Source organism: Kutzneria sp. NPDC052558, from assembly GCF_044547355.1.
Lineage (GTDB): Bacteria > Actinomycetota > Actinomycetes > Mycobacteriales > Pseudonocardiaceae > Kutzneria.
Genome location: NZ_JBIUAG010000006.1, coordinates 294,222 through 318,311, shown reverse-complemented (window position 1 = coordinate 318,311; position 24,090 = coordinate 294,222). Strand labels below are relative to the sequence as shown.

The following is a 24,090-nucleotide window of genomic DNA, read 5'->3' as shown; positions in this document are numbered from 1 at the left end:
GGACCCTAACACCGGCGTTGTCCTATGTGGCCGGTTCCAGGAACTGGGCCACCAGATCGGGGACGACGTCGTCGGCGAAGGCCAGCGCCTGGCTGATGCCGGCGTCGGTCACGTGATAGCCGCCCCGCCCGGCGGCGGTGGTGGCGACCAGGGTGGCCAGACCGGCGCGGCGTTGGAAGTAGGAGGAATGCAGCCGCCAGCCGATGATGCCGTCACTGCGCAGCGCCACGGTTTCCCTGACCAGGGAGCCGGATCGCGTGATCAGGTAGCCGTGGGTGAGGGTGTGTCCGAGGCTGCGGTAGCGGTCGAAGCCGACCCAGACTGACAGTGGCGTCAGCACCAGGAACACGATCGTCACCCAGAACGGCAGGATGTCCAGCAGGGAGCCGATCCACGCGATCGCGGCCAGCGCCAGCACGGACAGGACGGCCCGGGTGAGCCGACGGCGCAGCGCCGCCCTCGGGTGCGCGGTCAGCGGCGCGGTGGTGGGGTCGGTGGGCTCGCGCAATGCCTTGGCCGCCACCAGATGCGCCTCGGCCAGCGGGGCGGCGGGCAGCAGCAGGCCGCCGGCGCGCTCGTCGCCGCGGCCGTGGCGCAGGCCGCTGACCACGGCGGTCGCCCGGCCGCCGTGCACCAGACGCAGCGGCAGCGTCTCCTTCACCTCGACGCCGCGCAGCCGGGCCTCCTCGATCGACACCGAGCGGGTGTTGAGCAGGCCGTGCCGGATGTGCAGGGTGCCGCTGCTGGGCTCCCGCGTCACCGTGAAGTTCCAGTAGGACAGGATGTAGCCGAGCACCGAGGCGATGGTGGCGATCACCAGCAGCGCCACCGCGATCGCCGGGATCAGCAGCCACAGCGAGGACGTGCCGACCAGGTCGACGACGGTGTGCAGGAGCTGGATGTCGTCCGGCCGCAGGTGCAGCTCGTTGGCGAAGTGCCAGAGCGCGCCGAAGGCCGCGGCGACCACGGCGATGCCGGACAGCGTGAACGGCGCGTACCAGGTCCAGCGGCGGTCCACCCGCACCAGCTCGGTCTCCGCGGGCGCGGGAGCCGGGCCGGCGGTGTCCACATCGGACTGTCCAACCGGGACGGCCGTGGTCTTGGTGAGCAGCAGGGTGCGCAGCCGCTCGGCCTCGTCCTTGGTGATGGCGTCCAGGATCAGCTCGTCGTCCTTGCCCTTGTCATGACGACCCGTGCCGATCTTCAACGCGCTCAGCCCGGCCAGCCGGTGCTGCCACTCCGAGGTGATGTCCACGGTCCGGATCCGGTCCCGCGGCACCGCCCGCGTCCGGCGGTTGAACAGACCCGAGCGCAGCTCGACCTGCGCGTCGGTGATGCGGTAGCGAGCCGTGGCCCAGTGCGTGATGCCCCGTGCGATCAGGAACGCCACGCCGAGCAGGCTCACCCAGCGCCACGGGGTGTTGGTGGTGGTGCCGGCGACGAACACGACGATCAGCGGCACCGCCGCGCCGACGATCTCCTTGAGCGGCTTGATGAGCACCATCCAGCCGTTGAGCCGCAACCACTCCGGCGGCTCGTTCAGCGGCGGCGCCGGCGCGACGTCCAGGGAGTGCTCGCTCACGTCGCATCACCCTTGCTGGCCGCGGTCGCGGTTGCCAGCTCGTCCACCAGCTGCCGGGCCACCTCCAGGTCCAGCCCGATGATGTGCAGCGGGCCGGCCGCCGACGCGGTCGTCACGGTGACCTTGGCCAGTCCGAACAGCTGCTCGAACGGCCCGCGCTCGGTGTCCACGGTCTGGATCCGGCTCAGCGGCGCGACCCGCCACTCCTGGTCGAACCAGCCGGACTGGGTGTAGACGGCGGTCGGCGTGACCTCCCAGCGGTGCACCCGGTAGCGCCAGCTCGGCATCACCGCCAGGTGCGCCACCGCGGCCACCGCCGTCACCACGATCACCGCCACCAGCCAGGGCCCCGGCGAGGTGCTGGGCAGGATCAGCCCCGCCACCTCGACCGCCAGCAGCACGATCCACCCCGGCAGCGCCCGCACCGTCCAGTAGGGAATCGCCTTCCGGCTGATCCGGTGCTGTGGCGCCCGCAGGCGCACGCCCGTCGTCTCACTCACGTCCACGAGCAAACCATGCACCACCGACAACCCGCTCACCCGGGACAGATGTCACGGGCGCCCGTGACGGATCCCTGGTCGGAGGCAGGTGCGCGAGGTCGCCTTCGCCACGTGGGAGTGAGCAGCTCGAACACTGTCACAATCAGTCATGGATCAATGACATGATGTCGTCGTGCAGCTCCGGTACAACTATCGGGTCTATCCGACGCTCGGCCAGCAGGGGGCGCTGGCACGTGCGTTCGGGTGCGCGCGGGTGGTGTTCAACGACGGGCTGCGGATCAGACAGGAAGCCCGCACCGAAGGCCTGCCTCACATTTCGGATGGCGAGTTGTCCAAGCGGGTCATCACCCACGCCAAGACCAGGCCGGAGCGGGCGTGGCTGGGTGAGGTGTCCGCAGTGGTGCTGCAACAGGCTCTGGCTGATCTGAACGCGGCCTACCACGACTTTTTCGCCTCGATCAGCGGCAATCGCGCAGGCCGCACGGTCGCGCCGCCGCGGTTCCGCTCGCGTGAGGACAACCGGCAGGCGATTCGCTTCACCCGCGACGCCCGGTTCGTGGTGCTGGACAACGGCAGTCTGCGGCTGCCGAAGATCGGCGACGTGCCGTGCTCGCGGTGCGAACGCCTCGACGGGCCCAAGCCGCTGTCGGTCCGGTCGTGGACGTGCCGGTGCGGCGCTGTCCACGACCGGGACGTCAATGCGGCTCGCAACGTGCTCGCGCGGGGACACCGGGAGAGTCGAAACGACCGTGGAGCGCAGGTAAGACCGGCATCCGTGCTGGCACCGCGCGGGGAAGCGGTAACCCACCCGGACACCGCAAGGCCGAAGGGGATCTTCGTCCGGTAGGGCGGAGTGGACGTCAAAAACGGCGCCGAAGGGGTCACATGTCGCACAGCACGGAGGCCGTCACCGTCGACGACGGGGACGCCGGCTACCACAAGGGGCTCAAGAGCCGTCAGGTGCAGATGATCGCCATGGGCGGCGCCATCGGCACGGGACTGTTCCTCGGCGCGAGCGGGCGGCTGGTCACGGCCGGCCCGTCGCTGGCCATCGTCTACGCCATCGCCGGCGTGTTCGCGTTCTTCGTGGTGCGGGCCATGGGCGAACTGGTCATGCACCGTCCCAGCTCCGGCTCGTTCGTGTCGTACTCGCGGGAGTTCCTGGGCGAGCGGTCGGCCTTCTTCGTGGGCTGGATGTACTTCCTGAACTGGGCGTGCAGCGGCGTGGCCGACGTGACCGCGGCGGCGAAGTACGTGCAGTTCTTCTGGCCCGACGTGCCGCAGTGGATTCCGGCCCTGGGCGCGCTGGTGCTCGTGCTGGCGGTGAACATGGTGTCGGTGACCCTGTTCGGGGAGCTGGAGTTCTGGTTCGCCGCGATCAAGGTGCTGGCCCTGGTCGGGTTCATGGTCACGGCGATCGTGGTGCTGGTCTCCCGAACTCCGGTCGACGGGCACGTGACCGGGCCGCAGCTGATCACCGACAACGGCGGCTTCTTCCCGCACGGCCTGCTGCCGGCGGTGCTGATCCTGCAAGGCGTGGTGTTCGCCTACGCGGCGATCGAGATGGTCGGCGTGGCCGCGGGCGAGACGGCCGAGCCGCGCAAGGTGATCCCCAAGGCGGTCAACTCGGTCGGCTGGCGCATCGCGATCTTCTACGTCGGCTCGGTGCTGCTGCTGGTGATGCTCATGCCGTCCAGCTCGTACGACAAGGACGTCAGCCCATTCGTCACCTTCCTGTCCTCGCTGGGCGTGCCCGGCGCGGCCGGCATCATGGACATCGTCGTGCTGACCGCGGCCCTGTCCAGCGTCAACTCGGGTCTGTACTCGACCGGCCGGATCCTGCGGTCGCTGTCCACGTCCGGCTCCGCGCCGAAGTTCCTGGGCGTGATGAGCCGCAGCGGCGTGCCGTACGGGGGCGTGCTGCTGACCGCCTGCGTGTACGTGCTGGGCGTGGTGCTCAACCTGGTGGTGCCGGGCGAGTCCTTCGAGATCGCGCTGAACTTCTCGGCGCTGGGCATCCTCAGCATGTGGTCGATGATCATGATCTGCAACCTGGCCCTGCAACGGAAGGCCCGGCGCGGGGAGCTCGAGCGGCCGGCCTACCGGCTGCCGTGGGCCCCGGCCACCAACTACCTGACGCTGGCCTTCCTGGTGCTGGTGCTGGCCCTGAGCTACTGGGACGTGCCGGCCGGCCGCATCATGATCTACGGCATCCCCGGCGTGGCGCTGCTGCTGGTGATCGGCTGGTTCGCCGTGCGCAAACGGGTCCGCGAGATCGCCGCGGCCACCAAACCCGGCCACCTACCCTGACGCCCCATCACGGCCTTCGCGCTTGGAAGGGGGCTTTCCTCCACTCCGAGTGTAGGAAAGCCCCCTTCCAAGCGGAAAAAGGGGGGTTATGGGGCGTCGGCGGTGGTGAGGGGGGTGGGGACCTCGGTGACCCAGCGGCCGCGGGACATCACGCCGACCACGTGCAGGCTCTCGTCCAGCACCACCAGGTCGGCCCGCTTGCCGACCTCCAGGGAGCCGACGAGGTCGCCGATGCCCAGCACCCGGGCCGGGGTGGTGGCCGCGGCGGCGGCGGCCCGCTCCAGGGCGATGCCGTTCACGAGGACTGCTCGGCGGAAGGCGGCGTCCATGGTCAGGGTGGAGCCGGCGATGGAGCCGTTGTCGGCCAGCCGGGCCACGCCGTCGGTCACCTGCACGGCCAGCTGGCCCAGTTCGTAGCGGCCGTCGCCGGCGCCGGCGGCGCTCATCGCGTCGGTGATCAGCGAGACGCGGTCGTGCCCTGCCGCCTGGAAGGCCAGTTCCACGGCGGCGTCGTGCAGATGGTGGCCGTCGTTGACCAGTTCGACGGCCACGGTCTCGGACTCCAGCATCGCGGCGATCGGCCCGGGCTCGCGGTGGTGCAGGCCGCGCATGGCGTTGAACAGGTGGGTGGCCACGGTGACGCCGGCGTCGATGGCCTCGCGGGCCTGCTCGTAGCTGGAATCGGTGTGCCCCAAGGCGGCGATCACGCCGTTGTCGGTCAGCTGCCGCACCGCGCGCAGGCCGCCGGTGAGCTCGGTCGCCAGCGTCACCATCTTCACGGCCCCGTGCCCGCGCTTGAGCAGCCGGGCCACGACCTGCTCCTCGGGTTCGCGCAGCAGCGCCGGATCGTGCGCGCCGCAGCGGGCCTTGCTGATGAACGGGCCCTCCAGGTGGATGCCGGCCAGCAGCCCGTCCTGCACCAGCCCGGACAGCCCTTCCACCGCGCGTTCCAGGTCGGGCAGCGCCATCGTCACGGTGCTGGCGATGGTGGTGGTGGTGCCGTGCGCGCGGTGGAAGTCGACGACGTGGCGCGCCTGGTCGAGGTCCACGCCGAAGGAGGCGCCGCCGCCGCCGTGCACGTGGGTGTCGACAAAGCCCGGCGCCACCACGTATCCGGTGAGGTCGACGACCTGGATGCCGGGGTGCGGGCCGCCGTTGGCGCCGGACCCCAGCTCGGTTATCCATTCGCCGTCGACGGCGAGGCGGCCGTCGTCGACGACTCCCCCCGGCAACACGAGCCGGGCGTGGCGCAGCAGGTACACGGTGCCTCCTGGACTAGGCGTCAGGGTCCGACTGCCGCCACGGCAGCTTGGCGGTATTGGTATAGACCTTATCGGACGCGACGGTCCGCACACGAGCACTATGTGCGACGGCGCGTCAGCCGGGACCGACCAGACGCAGCGTGGCCTCCCGGTGGCCGATCAACGCCGTGGACCGGGTCCGCTCCAGCGTCACCGCCCCGGCCAGGCCGATCTCCGGCCCGGTCAGCGCCCCGCACAGCCCGGTCACGGTGGCCCGGTCCCGGCAGGCCAGCTGCCAGTGCCGGCCCCGGCCCCACAGCGAGCGCAGCGGCGAGGGCGCGCCCCGGTTGTGCGCACGGGCCAACGTCGCGCCCACGTGCCACCGCCCGTCCGGCTCGTCCGTGCCCAAACGGACCACCACCGCGGCCAGCAGCTGCTCGGCGTCCACGTGCATCGGCGGCACCGAGCGCAGCGCGGTGTCCTCCTCGGCCAGGATCTCCCAGCTGCGGCTGGCGATCTCCCACGCGATCGGCACCTGCGGATGCACCGCCGCGCCCTCGGATTCGACGGCTTCGATGCGCAGCAGCGTGCGGGTCGGCACGTGCCGCATCCGGAACCACAGCCCGTCCGGGTGCGCGTTGAGCGGCCGCAGGCCGGGCAACCCCTGACGCCGCACCGGGTCCGGATGCACCAGGGCGGCCGAGGCGAGCAGGTGCGGAATGGGCGTGAGCACCACCAGCGCGTGCTGCTCGGGGGAGTAGGTGATGCGCCCGGCCACCGACCAGTCGAGTTGCCAGCGCGTCAACTGGTTCTCGCCGCCGGTGTCGGTGTTGCAGGCCAACAGGGCCAGCAGGGCCCGGAACCGCCGCTGCCCCGCGGAGCAGAAGTCGAGCCCGTGGCCCGCCAGGTCACCGACCGCGGTGCTGGCCCGACTCAACGGCTCACCGGTGTACGCGGACCGCCGGGCCGAGACGGACACCCACCCGGACAAGGCGCACCTCCCCTGGTACTTCTCACGACAAGTGGTGTGATCCGCCAGGGTCCGGAGCGGTGCGATGGGCGAGTGCCGGCGACAATGCACGGTGAATTCGGCCATTCAGGGTCAACTTTGCACCCGGAAAATTAGTGCCGCAACCCATCAGGACGAAGATCACTTCGTTGCCGGCGGCAGCGGCGGCACCTGCTCCGATCCGGTGACCACCGCGTTCGCGAGGTCGGCCAGCCGGAGGTTGCGCCGCCTGGCGTACTCGCGAAGTGCGCCGAATGCGCCGTCCACCGAGCTGCCGTGCCGTTCGGCCAGCACGCCTTTGGCTTGTTCGATCACTATTCGGCTGCTGAACGCGGTCTGCAGCTGCGCGGCCAGCGTTTGCGCCTGGGTCAGGTCGTCAAGTCTTCGCACGCCAGCGGCGGCGGCCAGGGCCATCGCCTCGACGATTCGGTTGTCCTGATCCGACAGCGTTCCGCGCTCGGCCCGCAGCACTGTCAAGGCCCCGATCGTGGTTTCTCGGACCCGTAACGGCACGGCGGCCAGCGAGCCGAAGCCAGATGCACGTGCTTCTGCAAGGAAACGGTTCCACCGGTTGTTTCGCTGCTCGGTGTCGGGCACCACGATCGCGGTGCCGGTGCGGTGGCACTCCATGCTCGGCCCGTCGCCGCGCAGCAGCGGCCACAATGGCGAGGCGGCGAGCCGATCGGGTCCGGAGTGCCCGATGTGGGCCTGGCCCCGATGATCGACGAGAACCGCGCCGACGGCGGGAACGAGCAACGTTTCCCGTGCTCGGGCGGCCAGGAATCGCGCGAACTCGGCATGGTCGAAGTTGTCGACGAGGGTATCGGCGATGCGGGCGAACGTTTCCGCCAGCCGCGCCGGGGAGATCGCGGTCATCGTTGAACCGTACCTGTGCCGCGCCGGGCTCCCGCAGGTTATCAGGCCAAATGGGTAGCGGTTGTTCCGGTCGGACCAGAGCACACTCTACCTTTCGGCGGCTGCCTACCCGATTATGCCGGTGAACGGGGCTCCGGCGGTACCCGATTGGACGCTGCGGTCTCCCTGTGCGGGGCAGTCTTTCGGTTTTATCCTTGGTCGGGGTCACGGCCGAGAATTCGACGTGGAGGACGGCATGAATTCAGTGGACCGGGTCGCCTGATGCGCGAGGGGGAACCGCGCAACTTCGTCCAGCCATGCCTGCTGCTGTTGCTCGACGAGCGGCCGGACCACGGCTACGAGCTCATCGAGCGGCTGCGCCTGTTGTGCGGCGTGGACAACGACGCCAGTGGCATCTACCGGGCGCTGCGCAACCTGGAGCGGGCCGGGCTGGTCTGTTCCAGCTGGACCACCGCCACCCCGGGGCCGGCCCGGCGGATGTACCACCTGACCGCCAACGGGGCCACGGTGCTGGCCGAGTCCGCCGCCGCGCTCACCCGCACCCGCGCGTCGATCGACGCCTTCCTGCACCGGTACGCCCGCCGCGCCGAGAACACCCGGGGCGCGGCGGTCTATCGGTTCCAGCGCTGAGAGTTCGTTGACAATAAACACCGAATGCCCTTGGCTTAGCCCGGTTGGCAGCCTGGCTGACGTCCGACGCCGGCACCTGTGTCCACTGTGGAGTCAATACCGGGTGACCGAACCGTGAGCGGATCGGTGCCGGCCGGTGACCGAACACGCACCGTGTGTGGTCCTCTTCCCCGGTTGGGTCAACAGTTTCTTAAGTTTCGGCGTGACCGGCCACACTAGACAGTCTCGGTGAGCTGGGTGTTCACCAAGATCGGCTGGTCGGCGGCAGTGGTTCGCCCGATGTGACGACAAGAGCACCCATTCGGGGCGGATACGATTTTCGGGCGCTGTCTTGTCTTGCGATCGGGGAGTCGTTCTGGTGTACGCCCGTAGTGTGATGACCGACACCTGCGCGCCGGTCGCGCCGGGAGCGGTCCCGCGCGTCCGCAGAGCCCCGGCGCGCCCGCTCGGCCTCACCCTCGCCGAGCTGGACCACATGCATGTGGCCGACCGGCTGGACTTTCTGCGCGACGTGCAGGCCGACTGGGTCGTGCGACTGGGCGTTGACCCAGCTCGGTGGCGCAATATCGAAGGTGTGCTCGAATTCTTCCGGGACGGCGAGCTGGCCCGCCCGGGCAGTTGGATGTCCATTGTGGACGCGTCCATTCTGGAGGGTCTGGAGCGCGGCACGGCCATCGCGCTCGGCCTGTCCGAGGACACCTACGGCAATCCCGGGTCGGCCGAATGGGCCAGCTACTTACGCCGCCTCGGCGACGGCGAGCTGGACCGGCGCAGCGTGCACGACGCGGCGTGGAGCCGGGCCGAGCAGGCCGCCACCGAGCACGGCGTGGCCCTGGCCCGCACGCTCGGCGTCGCCCCCTCCGCCGCCGAGTGGCGGTTCTACCAGTTCTCCCAGGTGTACCGCTGGGCCATGCGCAACGAGCCGACCGCGCTGCTGGCCTTGGCCGGCCCGGTGGTCAATCCGCGCATCCGCGAGCTGCGCGTGCCGTTCCTGACCTGGTTCACCGACGTCTCCACGCCCGTGCCGGCCTACCGCGGCTGCGCCTTCGCGTGGGCGCTGTCCCGGCTCAACCCCGTCGGCGGCGCCTTCTCCGCGCTGGGGCTGCTGCTGGCCTACCTGCCCAACCTGTTCGACGACTTCCTCGTCGACACCGGGCGACGAGAGCGCTGACAGCGCCGCACCGATGGCCGGCAGCAGCCTGTCGGTCGCCTGACAGCGGGCGCTGCCAGCTTGTCCGCCATGGACACCGAAATCCTCATCGTCGGGGCCGGCCCGACCGGCCTCACCCTCGCCGTCGAACTCGCCCGCCGCGGGGTGGCGCACCGCATCGTGGACCACGACCCCGGCGACTTCGCCGGCTCCCGCGGCAAGGGCATCCAGCCCCGCACCCTCGAGGTGTTCGCCGACCTCGGCGTGATCGACGCCGCGTTGGCCCACGGCGGGCCGTATCCGCCGATGCGGGCGTACCAGGACGGGCAGGTCGTGTGGGAGCGGGTGATGGGCCCGACCGTCGAGCCGCGACCCGATGTGCCGTACCCGAATCCGTTGATGCTGCCGCAGTGGCGGACCGCCGCGATCCTGCGGGACCGGCTCACCGAACTCGGCGGCCACGTCGAGACCGGCGTGGAGTTCCAGGGCTTCACCCAGGACGACGAGGGCGTCACCGCCGTGCTCGACGGCCGGCCGGTGCGGGCCCGCTATCTCGTCGGGGCCGACGGCGGTCGCAGCGGCGTGCGCAAGGCCGCCGGCGTCGATTTCATTGGTGAGACCTTTGAGCAGCACCGGCTCCAGATCGCCGACGTGAAGATCGACGGCCTCGATCGGGACCACTGGCACATCTGGACCACCGCCGAGGGGCCGGTGCTGGCGCTGTGCCCGATGGCCGGCACCGACACCTTCCAGCTCACCACCACCCGCTACGACGAGACCGACCTGACCTCGCTGGTTCGTTCGGTCACCGGGCACACGCTCACCGACGTCGGGTGGTTAAGCCGGTGGCGGGCCAACGTGCGGATGGTCGACCGCTACCGCATCGGCCGCGTGTTCCTGGCCGGCGACGCCGCCCACGTGCACACTCCCGCCGGCGGGCAGGGGCTCAACACCGGCGTGCAGGACGCGTACAACCTCGGCTGGAAGCTGGCTTCCGGCTCCGAGGAGCTGCTCGACAGCTACGAGGACGAGCGCCTGCCCATCGCCGCCGAGGTGCTCGGCATCAGCAACAAGCTGTTCGACCGGGGCATCGCCCGCAGCGGGGACGCCATGGACCGCAGCGATCCCGTGCTGCGGCAACTCGGTCTGCACTACCGCGACAGCAAGCTCTCCGTCGACACCCGGCCGTCCCCCGGCGCCCTGCGCGCCGGCGACCGCGCCCCCGACGGCCTCGCCGGTGCCCTCCGCATCCACGATGCCCTGCGCGGCCCCCACTTCACGGTGTTGACCTTCGGCGACGCCTCGTACCCCGGCGGCATCGCCGTCACCGACGCCCCCGCCTACGACATCGACCACGGCTACGCCGTCGTCCGCCCCGACGGCTACCTCGGCCTGATCGCCACCGACCCGGCGGATGTCCGCCAGTACCTGGACCGCTGGTAGCCCTCAGCCCCTCAGCTCGGCCGCCCTTGCCCGCAGCGCCGCCGCCTGCTCCGGCTCACCGCCCTCCTCGAACCACGCCGCCTGGGCCTCCAGCACCACGGCCCGGGCCGGCGCGTCCTTGGTGCGCATGGCCAACTCGACGGCGAGTTCGTGCTGGCGGCCGGCTTCCTCCCGGTCGCCGAGGGCGGTGAGGGTGAGGGCGTAGTTCATCCGCAGCAGCGCCAGGAACTGATCGGGGGCGTTGGCATGGTCGATGGCCAGGGCGGCACGGTGCCAGGACAGTGCCTCGGGGAGCCGGCCTTCGAGACGGGCGAGCTCGGCCAGGGCGTTGCGGATCCGGGTCAGGGACACGGGATCGTCGGCGGGGGTGGACTGCTCGGCCCGCTCCAGCAGGCGGCGAGCGCCGGCGGTGTCGCCGGTGCGGGCCTGGAGCTGGGCCGACTGGACCTGGAGCAGCGTGGGCACGTGCACGCCCATGCCCAGCGCCTCGGTGATGGCGGCGAGGGCGGCCTCGTTGTCGCTCCGGCTGGCCTGGGAGATGGACAGGAAGGTCAGCGCGTAGGTGAGCCCGACCTGGTCGCCGAGCGCACGGAAACTCGTCACGGCGGCGGCGAAGTGGCGCTCGGCGCGGGGGATGCCGCCGTCGCTGAGCTCGGAGGCGACGTACCCGTGCAGCAGCTCGCCGGCGGCCCGCCGCCACGGGTCGTCGGACGCGGTCAGCCGGTCGGCGATGCCGCCGATGCGCCGACTGTTGCTGCCGCTGCGCACGACGACCAGGGCCAGCGTGGCCGGGCCGTCCTCCAGGGCCAGCCGGTCCAGCAGCTCCTCGGTGGGCCGGCGCAGCAGCCGGGCCTCGTCGGTGTCGACGGTTTCGGCCCAGTGCAAGGGATCCTGTAGCTGCGCCAACACCAGCCACAGCCAGAGCCGGGCGGTGAACATGCGCGGGGACATCGCCTGGTCCAGGTTGGCCCGCTCGGCGGTGAGCCGGGTCAGCCAGGCCGCCTGCTCGGGGCCGCGCAGCAGCGGCTCGGCCCGCTCCACCAGCTCGGTGTAGTACTCGGCGTGGCGTCGCCGGATCTCGCCGGCATTGTCCAGTTTGGACGAAGCGTATTCGCGGATCGTCTCCAGCAGGCGGTAACGCTCGTCGGCCGCCACCACCAGCGACTTGTCCACAAGGGACGTCAGCTGGTCCAGGGTGCCCTCGGTGACCTGCTCGACGGCCTGAAGGTCGGCCCCGCCGGCGAACGCCGACAGTCGGCTCAGCAGCGTCCGCTCGGCCTCGTCGAGCAGGTCCCAGCTCCAGTCGATCACTGCCCGCAGCGTGCGGTGTCGCTGAGGAGCGGCGCGGGTTCCCTTGTCCAGCAGGCCGATCCGGTCGCCGAGACGCTCGGTGAGCTGGGCCGGCGTGAGCGACCGCATCCGGGCCGCGGCCAGTTCGATGGCCAGCGGCAAGCCGTCCAACGCCTGGCAGACGTCCACAATGGACTCGGTCGGCCGGAAGCCGGGGCTGACCGCGCGGGCCCGGTCGGTGAACAGGGCGACGGCCTGGTTGTCGGGCAACGGTCGCAGCGGGCACAGGGTCTCGCCGGTGACGCTCAGCGGCTCCCGGCTGGTGGCGAGGACCTTCAGCCGGGGGCACCGGACCAGCAGGTCGGTCGCGAAGTCGGCGGCCGCGTCGATCACGTGCTCACAGTTGTCCAGCACCAGCAGGGAATTCCGCGTCGCCAGGTAGTCGCTCGGATGGTCGGCGGTGGCCAGCGCCTCCCGGGTGGCCGCCGTTATGTCCACTGTGGACGCCAGGTCGACCAGCCATACGCCGTCGGGGAAATCCGGTAGCAGCCGCTGCGCCGTCTCGACCGCCAGCCGCGTCTTGCCCGCGCCGCCGGTGCCGGTCAGCGTCACCAGCCGGGCCCCGGCCAGCGCTCGCGTCACCTGCTCCATCTCCAGGTCCCGGCCGACGAAGCTGGTCAGCCGGGCCGGCAGGTTGCTGAGGGTCGACGGCGTGCGCAGGGCCGCCAGGTGCGCCTCCCGCAACGCCGGACCCGGATCCACGCCCAGCTGATCGGCCAGCAGCTTGCGCACCCGGTCGTACGCCGCGAGCGCGTCGGCCGGCCGGCCTTGGGCCGTCAGGGCTCGGATCAGCCGAGCGTGCAGGCCTTCGCGTAGCGGCTGCGACGCCGCCAGCTCCTCGATCTCCGCGATCACGTCCCGCCCGGCGGCGATGTCCTCGTCGATCCGCGCCTCGATCGCCGTCGCTCGCAACTCCTCCAGCCGGGCGATCGGCGCGCGGACGAACTCCGCGTCACCGGCGTCGGCGTAGGGACTGCCCCGCCACAGCGCCAGCGCCTCCCCGGGCCGGCCCTCGGCCACGGCCCGCTCGAACTCGACGGCGTCCACCACCGTCGGCGGGACCTCCAGCCGGTAGCCGGTCGGGTGCGAGCCGACGGCCTCCCGCCCGATGGCCCGACGCAGCCGTGCCACCAGCGACTGGAGCGCCGCCCCCGGTTCCGCCGGCGCGGACTCCGGCCACAGGTCGGCGATCAGCCGGTCGGTCGTGACGATCCGCCCCGCGTCCACCGCCAGCCGCACCAGCAGCAGCCGCAGCATCGCCCCGCCGACCTCGACCCGCTCCCCGCCCCGCTGAACCTCCAGCTCCCCCAACACCCCCACCCACACCACGCACCCCCGCGAGTCCCGCTCTCCGACATACCGAATGTAGGTTTCGTGCAGACCCTGGACCGGGTCCAAGTTCTGCCGGAAACCTACATTCGGTGTGTCGCCCGGTGGTGACTCAGCCTGGGTGACTCGCGGGGGTGAGACTGGCGGCTTCGGCGCGCATGCCCAGGACGATGGTGGCCACGGAGTCGGCGAACGTCTCGGCGCTGCTGGGGTGGCCGTCGGGGAACCACGGCTCGGCGTCGGCCGGCGGGGTTCCGGCCGGCGCGGTCTGCTCCTGGAGCACGTAGCCGGTCACGTAGCTGGAGATGATGTCGCCCCAGCGGGCGGCGACGGGCACGGGAATGCCCTGGCTGGTGTACCGCTCCAGGGCGCGGGCCAGCTGCTCGACCCCGGACCGGTTGACGGTCACGTGCGCGGCGACCAGCCGGGCCCCGTCGCGGTGGGCGAGCATGGCGTCGCGCAGGCGGTGCGCGTATTCGACCAGGTCATCGGCCCAGTCCCCGCCCTCGCGGCCGTCATCGGCGAACACCGGCCGCAGCACCAGTTCGGTCACCGCGGCCAGCAGCTCCTGCTTGCTCTTGACGTGCCAGTACAGGGCGCCGCGCTGCACGCCGAGCCGGTCGGTCAGCGCCCGCGTGGTGAAGCCGTCCAGCCCCACCTCGTCCAGCAGCTCCAGCGCGGCCTCGACCACCTGTTCCCGTCGCAGCGGCATGCGCGTCCCCTTCCCGCCTCTTGACGAGAGCAGTCTACCCACCGTAGCTTGAGCAGCGCTCAATTGAGCGCCGCTCAAGACGATCGAGGGGGAGTGGACGATGCGAGTGCTGTGCACGGCTGTGCCCGGAGCCGGGCTGTTCCTGCCGACGGTGCCGCTGGCCTGGGCCTTGCGGGCCGCCGGCCACGAGGTGCTGCTGCTCAACAACGGCGCCGGGGCCCGCGCGGCCGCCGGGGCCGGACTGCCGGTGGTGGACCCGCTGCCGGAGCGCGACCTGTGGGCCGAGTTCATGGCCGCGGTCGCCGGGATGATGAAGGAGGGCAACGCCAAGGCCGAGCGGGGCGGCTTCGGCTGGTTCGCCGAGCAGATGATCGACGGCATGCTGCCGGTGGCCCGGGCCTTCCGGCCGGATCTGGTGATCACCACCGTCGAGCAGGGCGCGGGCCGGCTGATCGCCGCCGACCTGGGCGTGCCGCTGGTCGAGCAGGGTATCCGGCTGGGCTGGGCCGGCCTGGACGAGCACGCGGCGCAGTCGCGCCAGGACATCGCCGACTACCTCGAGCCGACCAGGGGGCGGCTCGGGCTGGTCGAGGCCCCGGTCACCCCGGTGGCCACCGTCGACGTCCGCCCGCCGAGCATGGGCGGCGTCGCCACCGACACCCAGTTCCTCATGCGGTACGTCCCGTACAACGAGTCCCGGGTGATCCCGGGCTGGGTGACGCTGCCGCCGAGCCGGCCCCGGGTCTGCGTCACCCTCGGCAGCGTGCTGCCGGCGCTGGGCGGCGTCTTCGCGCTGCGGGCCATCCTGGCCAGCCTGTCCACAATGGACGTCGAGGTGCTGTTGGCCCTTGGCGACATCGACGTCGCGCAACTGGGGGAGATCCCGGCCAACGTGCGGCCGCTGGGCTGGATGCCGCTGGGCGCTCTGATGCCCACCTGCGACGCGATCGTGCACCACGGCGGCTCGGCCACCGTGATGACCCCGCTGGCCTACGGCGTTCCGCAGGTGTCCCTGCCCAAGTTCGCCGACCAGCCGCTCAACGCCAAGCTCATGGCCGACCGCGGCGTCGGCCTCACCGTGGACGAGCCCGACCAGGTCGCCGACGCGCTGGCCGAGGTGTTGGGGCAGCTCAAGTTCCAGGAGACCGCCACCGAGGTGCGGGACGAGATCGCCTGGCAGCCCAGCCCGGCCGAGGTGGCGCACCGGCTGGCGAGACTGGTGTAGTCCACGGCCGGGTCGTGCCACACTCGACGGTGTGGGGGAGAACACACTCGAGTCGGCCGACGCGTGGCGGCTGGCCTCGGCGCTGGTGGAACTGGTCGAAACGGCCAAGGACCGCATACGCGCCGAGGGCCGGTCCACGCTCGTCGCCAAGATCAGCGCACACGTCGGCTGCCCGCTGGCCGAGATCCTGACCGTCGGCATGGAAGCCGGCTCCTGGGAACACGTCAACCTGCAACGCGGCATCGACGCCTACCTGGCCGAGCACAGTCCCGACGCCGAGTGGTTCGGGATGGCCGGCCCGGGGCGCGGGCACCAGGACGTCATCGAGATGCTGGCCGCCGCCGAGCGGATGGGCACTTATCAACTCGGCGCGGTCGACTACACCACTGTGGCCATCGGTCCGGACGCCGTCACCGAGGCGGTGCAACTGGGCCTGGTGGCCACGGTCGCCCCGGACGGCTCGCCCGTGGTGTTGTCGCTGCGGGGGCCGAGCGAACGGCACCCGATGCCCAACTGCTCGATGCAGATCCTTGCCGCGCAACGGGAATCGGCCACCGCCGTGCGGGACCGGGTGGACGTGTTGATGCGACAACACAACGCCTTCCGCGGCGCGGTGCTGCAACTGGACATGAACGAGCACCGCGGCAACGAGCTGCTGTCCTTCCTGGTGCGTCCGGAGCTGACCGCCGATCAGGTCGTGCTGCCCGACGGTGTGCTGGAGACCGTGGAACGGCACGTGGTCCGCAGCCGCGAGCACAACGAGCGGCTGATCGCGCACGGCCAGCACCTCAAACGCGGCTTGCTGCTGTACGGGCCGCCCGGCACCGGCAAGACCCACACCGTGCGCTATCTGCTGTCGCGGCTGACCGACGCCACCGTGGTCGTGCTGTCCGGCCGGGCCCTGCGGCTGCTGCCGGCCGCCGCGGCCATGGTTCGCCGGCAGCAGCCGTCGGTGCTGGTGATCGAGGACGTCGACCTGATCGCCCAGGACCGCTCCCTCGGGCCGGCCGGCAGCGGCCCGCTGCTGTTCGAGCTGCTCAACCGGATCGACGGGGTCGACGCCGACGCCGACGTCACCTTCGTGCTCACCACCAACCGCGTCGACGTGCTGGAGCAGGCCCTGGCCGACCGGCCCGGCCGCATCGACCTGGCCGTGCAGATCCCCAAGCCCGGGCCTGGCGAACGTTTGCGGCTGCTGCGTCTCTACGCCGCCGGCGTCGAGTTGGACCTGCCCGACCCGACCGCGCTGGTCGAGGCCCTGGACGGCGTCACCGCGTCGTTCGTACGCGAACTGATCCGGCGGGCCGTGCTCGACCAGATCCACAACGATCGCATCGTGCTGACCGAGGCCGTGCTGCGCTCCACCCTGGACGAGCTGGCCTCGCAGCGAAACGAACTCACCAGCCGCATCCTCGGCCGGGCCTGATCGGGCTACGCTGACGCCGTGACCGGCTACTACACGCTGCGCGAGACCGAGAAGGCCGTCGGCGAACGCCTCGGCGGCCTGGAGATCGACGTCGAGGCCATGATGGCGCTGTCCAACCTGCACCGGACGGCACTGGTGGTGCGCAACCACTTCGAGCAGTCCGTGCTGCGCGACGTGGACCTGTCGTGGACCGGTTTTGTGGTGCTGTGGGTGGTGTGGATCTGGGGCGACATCGAGACCCGCCACGTCGCCGAGGAGAGCGGCATCTCCAAGGGCACCCTCACCGGCGTCGCCCGCACCCTGGCCAACCGGGGGCTGCTGACCCGCACCACGCCCGCCGACGACCGGCGGCTGAGCGTGTTGTCCCTGACCGACAAGGGCAAGGCGCTGATGACCGAGCTGTTCCCCCGGTTCAACGCCGAGGAGGTCTACAGCCTGGAAGGCCTGTCCCCGCGCCGCGTCGCCGAGCTGACCCGCGTGCTGCGGCACATGCTCAACCACTTCGAGCAGACCTCGACCGCCCGGCAGGCCGAGGTGCGCCAGGAGGTCCAGGCCAGCCCCCTGCCCAACCTCGCCACCGGCTGAGCCCGCCCGCCCCCCGACCCACCCTCGGTAGCCGTTTCCGTGATTGGAAGGGGGCCTTCCTCCACTCCGAGTGGAGGAAGGCCCCCTTCCTGCACTTGAGGGTCACGTTGCGTCAGCGGCGGGGCGGGCGGATGCCGCGAAACTCCCAGTCGCCGCCGAGCGCCGTCGACAGCACCTCCTCGGACTCCGTCGGCTGCGCGCCCACGTCGGCGCGGATCGCGACCGGCCCGGTGACGATGTGGTTGCGCAGCACGCCGAGGCCCTCGACCTCCACCTCCACCACGTCTCCCGGCTGCACGGGCCGGGAGTTGGCCGGCGTGCCCGACAGCAGCACGTCGCCGGGGAACAGGGTGATGGTCCGCGCGATGTCGGCGACGAGGTAGTGCATGTCCCACTCCATCTCGTCGGTGCTGCCGCGCTGCGCTACCTCGCCGTTGACCCGGGTGGTGAGCGTCTTGCCGCGGAAGTCCCAGTCGGTCACGAGCCCGGGACCCAAGGGGCACAACGTGTCCGAGCCCTTGACCCGCAGCATCGACCCGGCGTCGGTGTCGCGGAAGTCGTGCAGGCCGTAGTCGTTGGCCACGGTGTAGCCGCGGATGTGGTCGCCCGCTTCAGCCGGCGCGATGTTGCGACAGGTGCGGCCGATGACGATGGCGACCTCGCCCTCGTAGTTCAGCCACTGGCAGCCCTCGGGCCGCACGACCGCCCCGTCGTGTCCGTTCAGGGCCGAGGTCGGCTTGTGGAAGTAGGTCGGCGCGGCCGGCAGCCTGGTCTGGAACTCCTCGACCCGGCTGCGGTGGTTGAGGTGCACCGCGATGATCTTGGACGGTTGACACGGCGGCAGGTGTACCGCCGCGTTCACCTCGACGGCCCGTCCGTCCGGGGCGACCAGCCGATCGTCCACCCGGGTCACCTCGACCACGGCGCCGTCGAGCAGGATCCTGCGGTACTCGGTCACGTCCATCCCTTCGCCGGCCGGTCGAACCAGATGTGCACCTGGCCGGTCCCGATCGCGTTCTCGTACTCGCTGAACAGCCGCCCCGGCGCCCGCCAGGCCCGCTCGCCCAGCGCGCCGGCCATGATCAGGTAGTGGCCGAAACCGGCCTCGGGCTTGAACACCGCGAACTCGGCCATGGTGTCCAGCACGCTGGCGTGGTCGCCGTTGCGCAACCAGTCGACGCGCACCAAGTCCGCCTTGGCGGCCTCCGGCGTGCGGATGTGCTCGATGCCGCTGGCCTCGTGCTGCCGAAGTTCGCGCAACGGCCAGAACCGATGGCTGAGCGCGCCCGAGGCGATCAGCAGCACCTTCCGGTCGCTGTCGGCGATGCCGGCCGCCAGCGCCCGGCCCAGCCGCAGGTTGTCCTCGACGTCGGCGGTCTGGCAGACGCCGATGGACACCCAGCGCTTGTCCGGCACGCCCAGATAGCGCCACAGGTTCACGGTGGCGTAGTAGATCGGCAGGTACTGGTCGTCGATCGGGGTGATCCACGTGCCCTGCTTCTCGCCGTGCGCCGCGATCGCGTGCGCCAGCTCCGGGTCGCCCGGGAAGTCGTAGGGGATGCGGCACATCCCGCGCGGCAGCTCCTCGGACGTGAACAGCCCGGCCCGGCGGTTCTGGGCCGTGACAACGAATTCCACGGTGGTGGCCCAGTGCGAGTCGAGCACCACCACCGTGTCGTAGTCCAGCCGCTCGAACACCTCGGCGCGCAGCCGCTCCAGGCCGGCGACCAGGGTGGTGTCCTTGCCCTCGTTGAGCTCCCGGCGCTCGTGCGCCGGAAGCATGATCGTCGGCACGTGGGAGAGCAGACCGGCCCCGACGACTTCACCCATGCTGCCACCCCGTGACTGTGTTGCTTGTGTCGCAATGGAAACCGAAGAGCCGGCGGCCCGCGTCGGCTGATCGTAGACGCTGCCGGGCCGACGGGTCGACCGCCGGCCGCAACCCCTGGTCGGCCGGCCCGTCTCCTGTTATCGTTTGTATCCAAACGGTACCGACGTGACGTGGCCGGGTCAACGCCTTGTTGGCCGCTGGGGCCGGCGCTATGGTTCGCAGTCAAACGAGGGAGGGTGGGCGATGGCAGCGCAGACCGACCGCGTGGTGGCCGAACTGACCGCCAAGGGAGTCGACGTGGTCCGCGTCGTCTTCCCCGACCTGATGGGCACCGAGCGCTCCAAGGAGCTGCTGGTCGAGCAGCTGCCCGCCGCCGTCGGCCGGGGCGTCGCGTTCTGCCGGGCCGTCTACCACACCAGCCCGCTCGGCGACACCGTGCCGGTGCCCGGCGGCCTGGACGCCGGCCTGCCCGACATCGACCTCGTGCCCGATCTGGACACCCTGGCCGTGGTGCCGTGGGAGCCGGGCGTGGCGACCTGCATCGGCGACCAGCGCGGCGGCGGCGAGTCGCCGCGAGCCGTGCTCCGGCGTGTCGTCGACGGCCTGGCCGAGGCCGGGCAGGTGCCGGTGGTCGGCCCGGAGCTGGAGTACTACCTGTGCGTGCCGGACGGGGCCGGGTTCACGCCGTACTCGCCCGAACCCGGCAACGTCTACGTCAGCGGCACCCGCGGCGACCCCGGCCTGCACCTGATCCGCACCATTCGGCAGCTGCGCGACTTCGGGCTCGGCGTGCTCGGCGGCAACCACGAGTACTTCCCGGGCCAGTTCGAAATCAACCTCGGGCACTCCGAGGCGGTCGACGCCGCCGATCGGGCGTTCCGCTTCAAGGCCGCGGTCAAGGACCTGGCCCGCCGCGACGGCCAGCTCGCCACCTTCATGGCCAAGCCGTTCAACGACCACGGCGCGTCCGGCTTCCACGTCCACGTGTCGCTGGTCGACGCCGCCGGCGCGAACCTCGGCGCCGACGAGTCGAGCCCGCACGGCATCAGCCCGCTGCTGCGGCACGCCTTGGCCGGCGTGCTCCGGCACGCGCCGGCCCTGACCGCCCTGACCAACCCGACCGTCAACTCCTACAAGCGTTTCGGCCCCGACACGCTCGCGCCGTGGCTGATCGACTGGGGTCTGGACAACCGCAGCGCGATGGTCCGCGTGCCGCCCGACCGCGGCGCCGGCGCCCGCATCGAGGTGCGGCTGCCCGACGCCTCGGCCAATCCCTATCTCGTCAACGCCGGCGTGCTGGCCGCCATGCGCCTGGGCATCGAGGACGGGCTGGAGCCGCCCGAGCCGTTGGAGGGCTACGGCTACGACGCCGCGCGCGCCGCCGTGCTGCCGATGTCGCTGACCGCCGCGCTGGACGCCCTCGACGCCGACGCCGAGCTGCAGTCGTTGCTGGGCAAGGAGTTCGTGACCTCGTACAGCGTGCTCAAGCGGGCCGAGATCGCCCGGTTCGAGCAGTGGGTGACCGATTGGGAGTTCCGCGAGTATGCCTACCACATCTGAGCAGTTGCGGCCGTGGCTGGAGCGGGTGCTGGCCAACCACGAGTCGTGGGCCGCCGAGTTCGGCTCCTTCGCCCAGCACGACTCGCTGGTGGTCAAGGACGGCGACGTGCTCGCCGCGCTCGACGAGCTGGCCGTGCGGCTGCGCGACAACTACCCGTTCTTCCATCCCCGCTACGCCGGGCAGATGCTCAAGCCGCCGCATCCGGTGGCCATCGCCGGCTACGCCGCCGCGATGCTCATCAACCCCAACAACCACGCCCTGGACGGCGGTCCGGCCACCGCTAAACTGGAACGGGAGGTCGTCCGGCAGCTGGCCGACATGTTCGGCTACGGCGAGCACCTCGGGCACCTGACCTCCAGCGGCACCATCGCCAATCTCGAAGCCCTCTATGTGGCAAGGGAAATCCACCCCTCGCGCGGGATCGCCTACAGCGCGGAGAGCCACTACACGCATGCCCGGATGTGCAAGCTGATCGGCGTCACCGGCCACCCCGTTCCGGTCGACGGCACCGGCAAGATGGACCTTGATGCCCTGGAGTCCTTGCTGCGCACCGGAAAGGTCGGCACCGTCGTCGTCACCGCCGGCACCACCGGGCTCGGCGTCGTCGAGCCCGTGCACGAGGTCGTCGCCCTGCGTTCCCGTTACGACTTCCGCATCCACATCGACGCCGCCTATGGCGGGTTCTTCAGTCTCATCGCCGGCACCGAGGGCATCGATCCCTTGCCGTGGCAGGCGATCCGGCAATGTGACTCCATTGTGGTCGATCCGCACAAGCATGGCCTTCAGCCCTACGGCTGCGGGGCCGTCCTGTTCGCCGATCCCTCCGTCGGCCGCTTCTACGTGCACGATTCGCCGTACACCTACTTCACTTCCGACGAGCTGCACCTCGGCGAGATCAGCCTGGAGTGCTCCCGCCCCGGCGCCGCCGCCGCGGCCCTGTGGCTCACGCTCAAGATGCTGCCCCTTCGGGCCGACGGTCTCGGCGCCGTCCTCGCCGCCGGCCGTCGGGCCGCCGTCCGCTGGCACGAGCTCATCGAGCAGTCCGACCGTCTCGTCCCGTATCAGCGGCCCGAACTCGACATCGTCACCTACTTTCCCGCCGAGCCAACGCTTTCCGCCATCGACGCCGGCTCAGAGCGCATGATGCGGGAAGGCATGTCCGACGCCGACGACCCCGTCTTCCTCAGTGTCCTGCGGGCCAGCTCCGAGGCCTTCGCCCGCCGTGGCATCGCCGCCGAGGTCGACGTCGACGGCGCCCGGGTCGTGCGCAGCGTGCTGATGAAGCCCGAGTCCGAGAGCTATCTGGGTAGGCTGCACGAAAGGGTTGTCGCTTTGGCCGGATAGGGGAGTCGCCCGTGGTGGACGTCGTCATCGTCGGTGGTGGGCACAACGGTCTCGTCGCCGCCGCCTACCTGGCCCGGGCCGGCAAGTCCGTGCTGGTGCTGGAACGCCTCGACTCCGTCGGCGGCGCCGCCGTCTCCTTCCAGGCCTTCCCCGGCGTCGACGTGCGTCTCTCGCGCTACTCCTACCTGGTGAGCCTCCTGCCCCGCAAGATAATCACCGACCTCAACCTGCCCATCACCCTGCTGCGCCGCCGGATGTCCTCCTATACCCCTGTCGGCGCCCAGGGCCTGCTCATCGACACCGAGGACTCCGACCGCACTTCTCAGTCCTTTGTGGACCCTGCCGACTTCGCGGCCTGGCAACGCTTCTACGCCATGACCACCCGTGTCGCCGAGCGCGTCTTCCCCACCTTGACCGAACCCTTGCCCAGCAAGGCTTCCCTACGCTCCCTCATCGACGACGACCAGGCTTGGCACGCTCTGTTCGAGGAGCCCATCAGCCAGGTCATCGAACGCACCTTCCGTGACGACACCGTCCGTGGCGTCGTGCTCACCGACGCCCTCATCGGCACCTTCGCCTCCGCCGATGACCTTTCCCTGCGACAGAACCGTTGCTTCCTCTACCACGTCATCGGCAACGGCACCGGCGACTGGGACGTCCCCGTCGGCGGCATGGGCTCCGTCACCTCCGCCCTCGCCGCCGCCGCCCTCTCCTCCGGCGCACAGATCCTCACCCGCGCCACCGTCACCGCCATCACCCCCGACGGCGATGTCTCTTACACCGTCGGCGATTCCGCCCACACCGTGCATGCTTCCCATGTCCTCGTCAACGCTTCCCCCACCGAGCTCTCCCGCCTCCTCGGCACCCCGCCCCCGCCGTCCCCCGAAGGCGCCCAGCTCAAGGTCAACATGATCCTCCGCCGCCTGCCCCGTCTCCTCGACTCCACCGTCGACCCCCGCGACGCCTTCGGCGGCACCTTCCACGTCAACGAGTCCTATTCCCAACTCGCTCACGCCTTCTCCGAGGCCTCCTCCGGCCGCATCCCCTCCCTCCCGCCGTGCGAGATCTACTGCCATTCCCTCACCGACCCCTCCATCATCGGTGAGCCCGGCCTCCACACCCTCACCCTCTTCGGGCTCCACATGCCCGCCCGCCTCTTCACCGCCGACAACCCCGCTGCCCGTGCTCAGGCCCTCTCCGCCACCCTCGCGTCCCTCAACCGTGTCCTCGCCGAGCCCATCGAGTCGTGCCTGCACACCGCCCCCGACGGCACCCCCTGCATCGAAGCCAAATCCCCCGTAGACCTCGAAGACTCCCTGGGCCTGCCCGGCGGCCACATCTTCCACCGCGACCTCTCGTGGCCCTACTCCGACGATTCCCCCGGCTCCTGGGGCGTCGAAACCCCTCACCCCCGCATCCTCCTCTGCGGCGCCGGCGCCCCCCGCGGCGGCGGCGTCAGCGGCATCCCCGGCCACAACGCCGCCATGAAAATCCTCACCGGAGGGTGACTGCCTCACTCACAGGCCAACACGCCGCTGCGCGACCGTTGCCGCGATGCGGTGTGCGGCCTCGCCGAGATCCTCATGCTCCCAAACGACTTCGAGCACCCAGCCGGCCTCGTTGAGACGTTCTTCGGTGTCTTGGTCCCGCCGCATGTTGCGGTCGACCTTCTCCGCCCAGTACTTGCCGTTGGCTGACGGCGCTCGATAGTGCGTCGGGCAGCCGTGCCAGAAGCAGCCGCGGAGCTCGACAGCTACCCGCGCCGGCCGGAAGACCACGTCAACGGTCCGGCGAACCTCAGGCAGGGGCCGCGCGCACACCCGGTACCTCAGGCCGAGTGCGTGCAACGCTCGCCGGAGCGTCAACTCCGGCTTGGTGTCCCTGCTCTTGTTCGACTGCATGGACTTGCGTGTCGCCGCCGTGGTCGCCCAAGACTCACTCGTCACGACCGCGCAGCCTATACGAGCGACCAGGGCCTCTAGCCGC

Annotated in this window: 21 protein-coding genes; 11 read left to right on the top strand and 10 right to left on the bottom strand. The window is 70.8% G+C overall.

What is annotated here, in order from left to right; translation table 11 throughout:
* Positions 1-22 precede the first annotated feature (22 nt).
* Both ACIG5F_RS13760 and ACIG5F_RS13755 read right to left on the bottom strand, forming a co-directional pair.
* Positions 23-1,582: a PH domain-containing protein gene (locus ACIG5F_RS13760; protein WP_396517986.1), complete on the bottom strand. Its 1,560-nt coding sequence runs from the start codon at positions 1,580-1,582 to the stop codon at positions 23-25.
* On the bottom strand, positions 1,579-2,082 hold the full coding sequence (locus ACIG5F_RS13755) for a PH domain-containing protein (protein WP_396517984.1): 504 nt from the start codon (positions 2,080-2,082) through the stop codon (positions 1,579-1,581). Before ACIG5F_RS13755 ends, ACIG5F_RS13760 begins: the two co-directional genes overlap by 4 nt.
* A 172-nt stretch (positions 2,083-2,254) precedes the next feature.
* On the opposite strand from ACIG5F_RS13755, the gene ACIG5F_RS13750 reads away from it, so the two are divergent.
* Together ACIG5F_RS13750 and ACIG5F_RS13745 are read left to right on the top strand one after the other, a co-directional pair.
* A complete protein-coding gene (locus tag ACIG5F_RS13750; RefSeq protein ID WP_396517982.1) occupies positions 2,255-2,929 on the top strand; it encodes a helix-turn-helix domain-containing protein in 675 nt (224 codons plus the stop codon).
* 38 nt (positions 2,930-2,967) lie between these two features.
* Positions 2,968-4,392: an amino acid permease gene (locus tag ACIG5F_RS13745; protein ID WP_396517981.1), complete on the top strand. Its 1,425-nt coding sequence runs from the start codon at positions 2,968-2,970 to the stop codon at positions 4,390-4,392.
* A gap of 86 nt (positions 4,393-4,478) precedes the next feature.
* On the opposite strand, the gene nagA is transcribed toward ACIG5F_RS13745, so the two are convergent.
* The 3 genes from nagA to ACIG5F_RS13730 form a co-directional block, all read right to left on the bottom strand.
* Positions 4,479-5,648, bottom strand: coding sequence for an N-acetylglucosamine-6-phosphate deacetylase (nagA, locus tag ACIG5F_RS13740; RefSeq protein WP_396518105.1), 1,170 nt, complete (start codon positions 5,646-5,648; stop codon positions 4,479-4,481).
* Between the two features lie 121 nt (positions 5,649-5,769).
* Positions 5,770-6,624, bottom strand: coding sequence for a hypothetical protein (locus ACIG5F_RS13735; RefSeq protein ID WP_396517979.1), 855 nt, complete (start codon positions 6,622-6,624; stop codon positions 5,770-5,772).
* Between the two features lie 159 nt (positions 6,625-6,783).
* Positions 6,784-7,518 carry an ANTAR domain-containing protein gene (locus tag ACIG5F_RS13730; protein ID WP_396517978.1) on the bottom strand — a complete coding sequence of 245 codons (735 nt, stop codon included), beginning with the start codon at positions 7,516-7,518 and terminating at the stop codon, positions 6,784-6,786.
* 261 nt (positions 7,519-7,779) lie between these two features.
* On the opposite strand from ACIG5F_RS13730, the gene ACIG5F_RS13725 reads away from it, so the two are divergent.
* The 3 genes from ACIG5F_RS13725 (at position 7,780) to ACIG5F_RS13715 (ending at position 10,741) form a co-directional block, all read left to right on the top strand.
* Positions 7,780-8,148: a PadR family transcriptional regulator gene (locus tag ACIG5F_RS13725; RefSeq protein ID WP_396517977.1), complete on the top strand. Its 369-nt coding sequence runs from the start codon at positions 7,780-7,782 to the stop codon at positions 8,146-8,148.
* A 358-nt stretch (positions 8,149-8,506) separates the two neighbouring features.
* The gene (locus tag ACIG5F_RS13720; RefSeq protein ID WP_396517976.1) at positions 8,507-9,319 is read left to right on the top strand and encodes a hypothetical protein; all 813 of its coding nucleotides are present in this window, start codon (positions 8,507-8,509) and stop codon (positions 9,317-9,319) included.
* 69 nt (positions 9,320-9,388) lie between these two features.
* Positions 9,389-10,741, top strand: coding sequence for an FAD-dependent monooxygenase (locus tag ACIG5F_RS13715; RefSeq protein WP_396517975.1), 1,353 nt, complete (start codon positions 9,389-9,391; stop codon positions 10,739-10,741).
* Between the two features lie 3 nt (positions 10,742-10,744).
* On the opposite strand, the gene ACIG5F_RS13710 is transcribed toward ACIG5F_RS13715, so the two are convergent.
* Together ACIG5F_RS13710 and ACIG5F_RS13705 are read right to left on the bottom strand one after the other, a co-directional pair.
* Positions 10,745-13,402 carry a BTAD domain-containing putative transcriptional regulator gene (locus ACIG5F_RS13710; RefSeq protein ID WP_396517974.1) on the bottom strand — a complete coding sequence of 886 codons (2,658 nt, stop codon included), beginning with the start codon at positions 13,400-13,402 and terminating at the stop codon, positions 10,745-10,747.
* A 130-nt stretch (positions 13,403-13,532) separates the two neighbouring features.
* Positions 13,533-14,132 (bottom strand): TetR/AcrR family transcriptional regulator C-terminal domain-containing protein, encoded by a 600-nt coding sequence (locus ACIG5F_RS13705; RefSeq protein WP_396517973.1) that lies wholly within the window; start codon positions 14,130-14,132, stop codon positions 13,533-13,535.
* A gap of 100 nt (positions 14,133-14,232) precedes the next feature.
* Between ACIG5F_RS13705 and ACIG5F_RS13700 the strand changes: the two genes are divergently transcribed.
* Genes ACIG5F_RS13700 through ACIG5F_RS13690 form a run of 3 tightly spaced genes read left to right on the top strand, consistent with a single transcriptional unit; the run spans position 14,233 to position 17,368 of the window.
* On the top strand, positions 14,233-15,357 hold the full coding sequence (locus tag ACIG5F_RS13700) for a nucleotide disphospho-sugar-binding domain-containing protein (RefSeq protein ID WP_396517972.1): 1,125 nt from the start codon (positions 14,233-14,235) through the stop codon (positions 15,355-15,357).
* 31 nt (positions 15,358-15,388) lie between these two features.
* Positions 15,389-16,783 (top strand): AAA family ATPase, encoded by a 1,395-nt coding sequence (locus ACIG5F_RS13695; RefSeq protein WP_396517971.1) that lies wholly within the window; start codon positions 15,389-15,391, stop codon positions 16,781-16,783.
* An 18-nt stretch (positions 16,784-16,801) separates the two neighbouring features.
* Complete coding sequence (locus tag ACIG5F_RS13690) at positions 16,802-17,368, top strand: MarR family winged helix-turn-helix transcriptional regulator (protein WP_396517970.1); 567 nt, start codon at positions 16,802-16,804, stop codon at positions 17,366-17,368.
* Between the two features lie 112 nt (positions 17,369-17,480).
* Here ACIG5F_RS13690 and ACIG5F_RS13685 read toward each other — a convergent pair whose 3' ends face one another.
* Together ACIG5F_RS13685 and ACIG5F_RS13680 are read right to left on the bottom strand one after the other, a co-directional pair.
* On the bottom strand, positions 17,481-18,326 hold the full coding sequence (locus tag ACIG5F_RS13685; protein WP_396517969.1) for a fumarylacetoacetate hydrolase family protein: 846 nt from the start codon (positions 18,324-18,326) through the stop codon (positions 17,481-17,483).
* Positions 18,323-19,198 carry a catechol 1,2-dioxygenase gene (locus tag ACIG5F_RS13680; RefSeq protein WP_396517968.1) on the bottom strand — a complete coding sequence of 292 codons (876 nt, stop codon included), beginning with the start codon at positions 19,196-19,198 and terminating at the stop codon, positions 18,323-18,325. The genes ACIG5F_RS13685 and ACIG5F_RS13680 overlap by 4 nt, the downstream gene beginning before the upstream one ends.
* Positions 19,199-19,442: 244 nt before the next feature.
* Here ACIG5F_RS13680 and ACIG5F_RS13675 point away from each other — a divergent pair, with 244 nt between their 5' ends.
* Genes ACIG5F_RS13675 through ACIG5F_RS13665 form a run of 3 tightly spaced genes read left to right on the top strand, consistent with a single transcriptional unit; the run spans position 19,443 to position 23,612 of the window.
* Positions 19,443-20,759, top strand: coding sequence for a glutamine synthetase family protein (locus tag ACIG5F_RS13675; RefSeq protein WP_396517967.1), 1,317 nt, complete (start codon positions 19,443-19,445; stop codon positions 20,757-20,759).
* Positions 20,743-22,104: a pyridoxal phosphate-dependent decarboxylase family protein gene (locus ACIG5F_RS13670; protein WP_396517966.1), complete on the top strand. Its 1,362-nt coding sequence runs from the start codon at positions 20,743-20,745 to the stop codon at positions 22,102-22,104. The genes ACIG5F_RS13675 and ACIG5F_RS13670 overlap by 17 nt, the downstream gene beginning before the upstream one ends.
* 11 nt (positions 22,105-22,115) lie before the next feature.
* Entirely contained in the window at positions 22,116-23,612 is a 1,497-nt protein-coding gene (locus ACIG5F_RS13665) for a phytoene desaturase family protein (protein WP_396517965.1), read from the top strand.
* A gap of 9 nt (positions 23,613-23,621) precedes the next feature.
* Here the strand turns inward: ACIG5F_RS13665 and ACIG5F_RS13660 are convergent, their stop codons facing one another.
* Positions 23,622-24,050, bottom strand: a complete 429-nt coding sequence (locus tag ACIG5F_RS13660; protein ID WP_396517964.1) for a very short patch repair endonuclease — start codon at positions 24,048-24,050, stop codon at positions 23,622-23,624.
* Positions 24,051-24,090: the final 40 nt, after the last annotated feature.

Coding starts and splice junctions, on each gene's coding strand:
- ACIG5F_RS13675 (WP_396517967.1), top strand. CDS start 19,443: ATGGCAGCGCAGACCGACCGCGTGGTGGCCGAACTGACCGCCAAGGGA.
- ACIG5F_RS13715 (WP_396517975.1), top strand. CDS start 9,389: ATGGACACCGAAATCCTCATCGTCGGGGCCGGCCCGACCGGCCTCACC.
- ACIG5F_RS13725 (WP_396517977.1), top strand. CDS start 7,780: ATGCGCGAGGGGGAACCGCGCAACTTCGTCCAGCCATGCCTGCTGCTG.
- ACIG5F_RS13730 (WP_396517978.1), bottom strand. CDS start 7,518: ATGACCGCGATCTCCCCGGCGCGGCTGGCGGAAACGTTCGCCCGCATC.
- ACIG5F_RS13680 (WP_396517968.1), bottom strand. CDS start 19,198: ATGGGTGAAGTCGTCGGGGCCGGTCTGCTCTCCCACGTGCCGACGATC.
- ACIG5F_RS13705 (WP_396517973.1), bottom strand. CDS start 14,132: ATGCCGCTGCGACGGGAACAGGTGGTCGAGGCCGCGCTGGAGCTGCTG.
- ACIG5F_RS13700 (WP_396517972.1), top strand. CDS start 14,233: ATGCGAGTGCTGTGCACGGCTGTGCCCGGAGCCGGGCTGTTCCTGCCG.
- ACIG5F_RS13670 (WP_396517966.1), top strand. CDS start 20,743: ATGCCTACCACATCTGAGCAGTTGCGGCCGTGGCTGGAGCGGGTGCTG.
- ACIG5F_RS13745 (WP_396517981.1), top strand. CDS start 2,968: ATGTCGCACAGCACGGAGGCCGTCACCGTCGACGACGGGGACGCCGGC.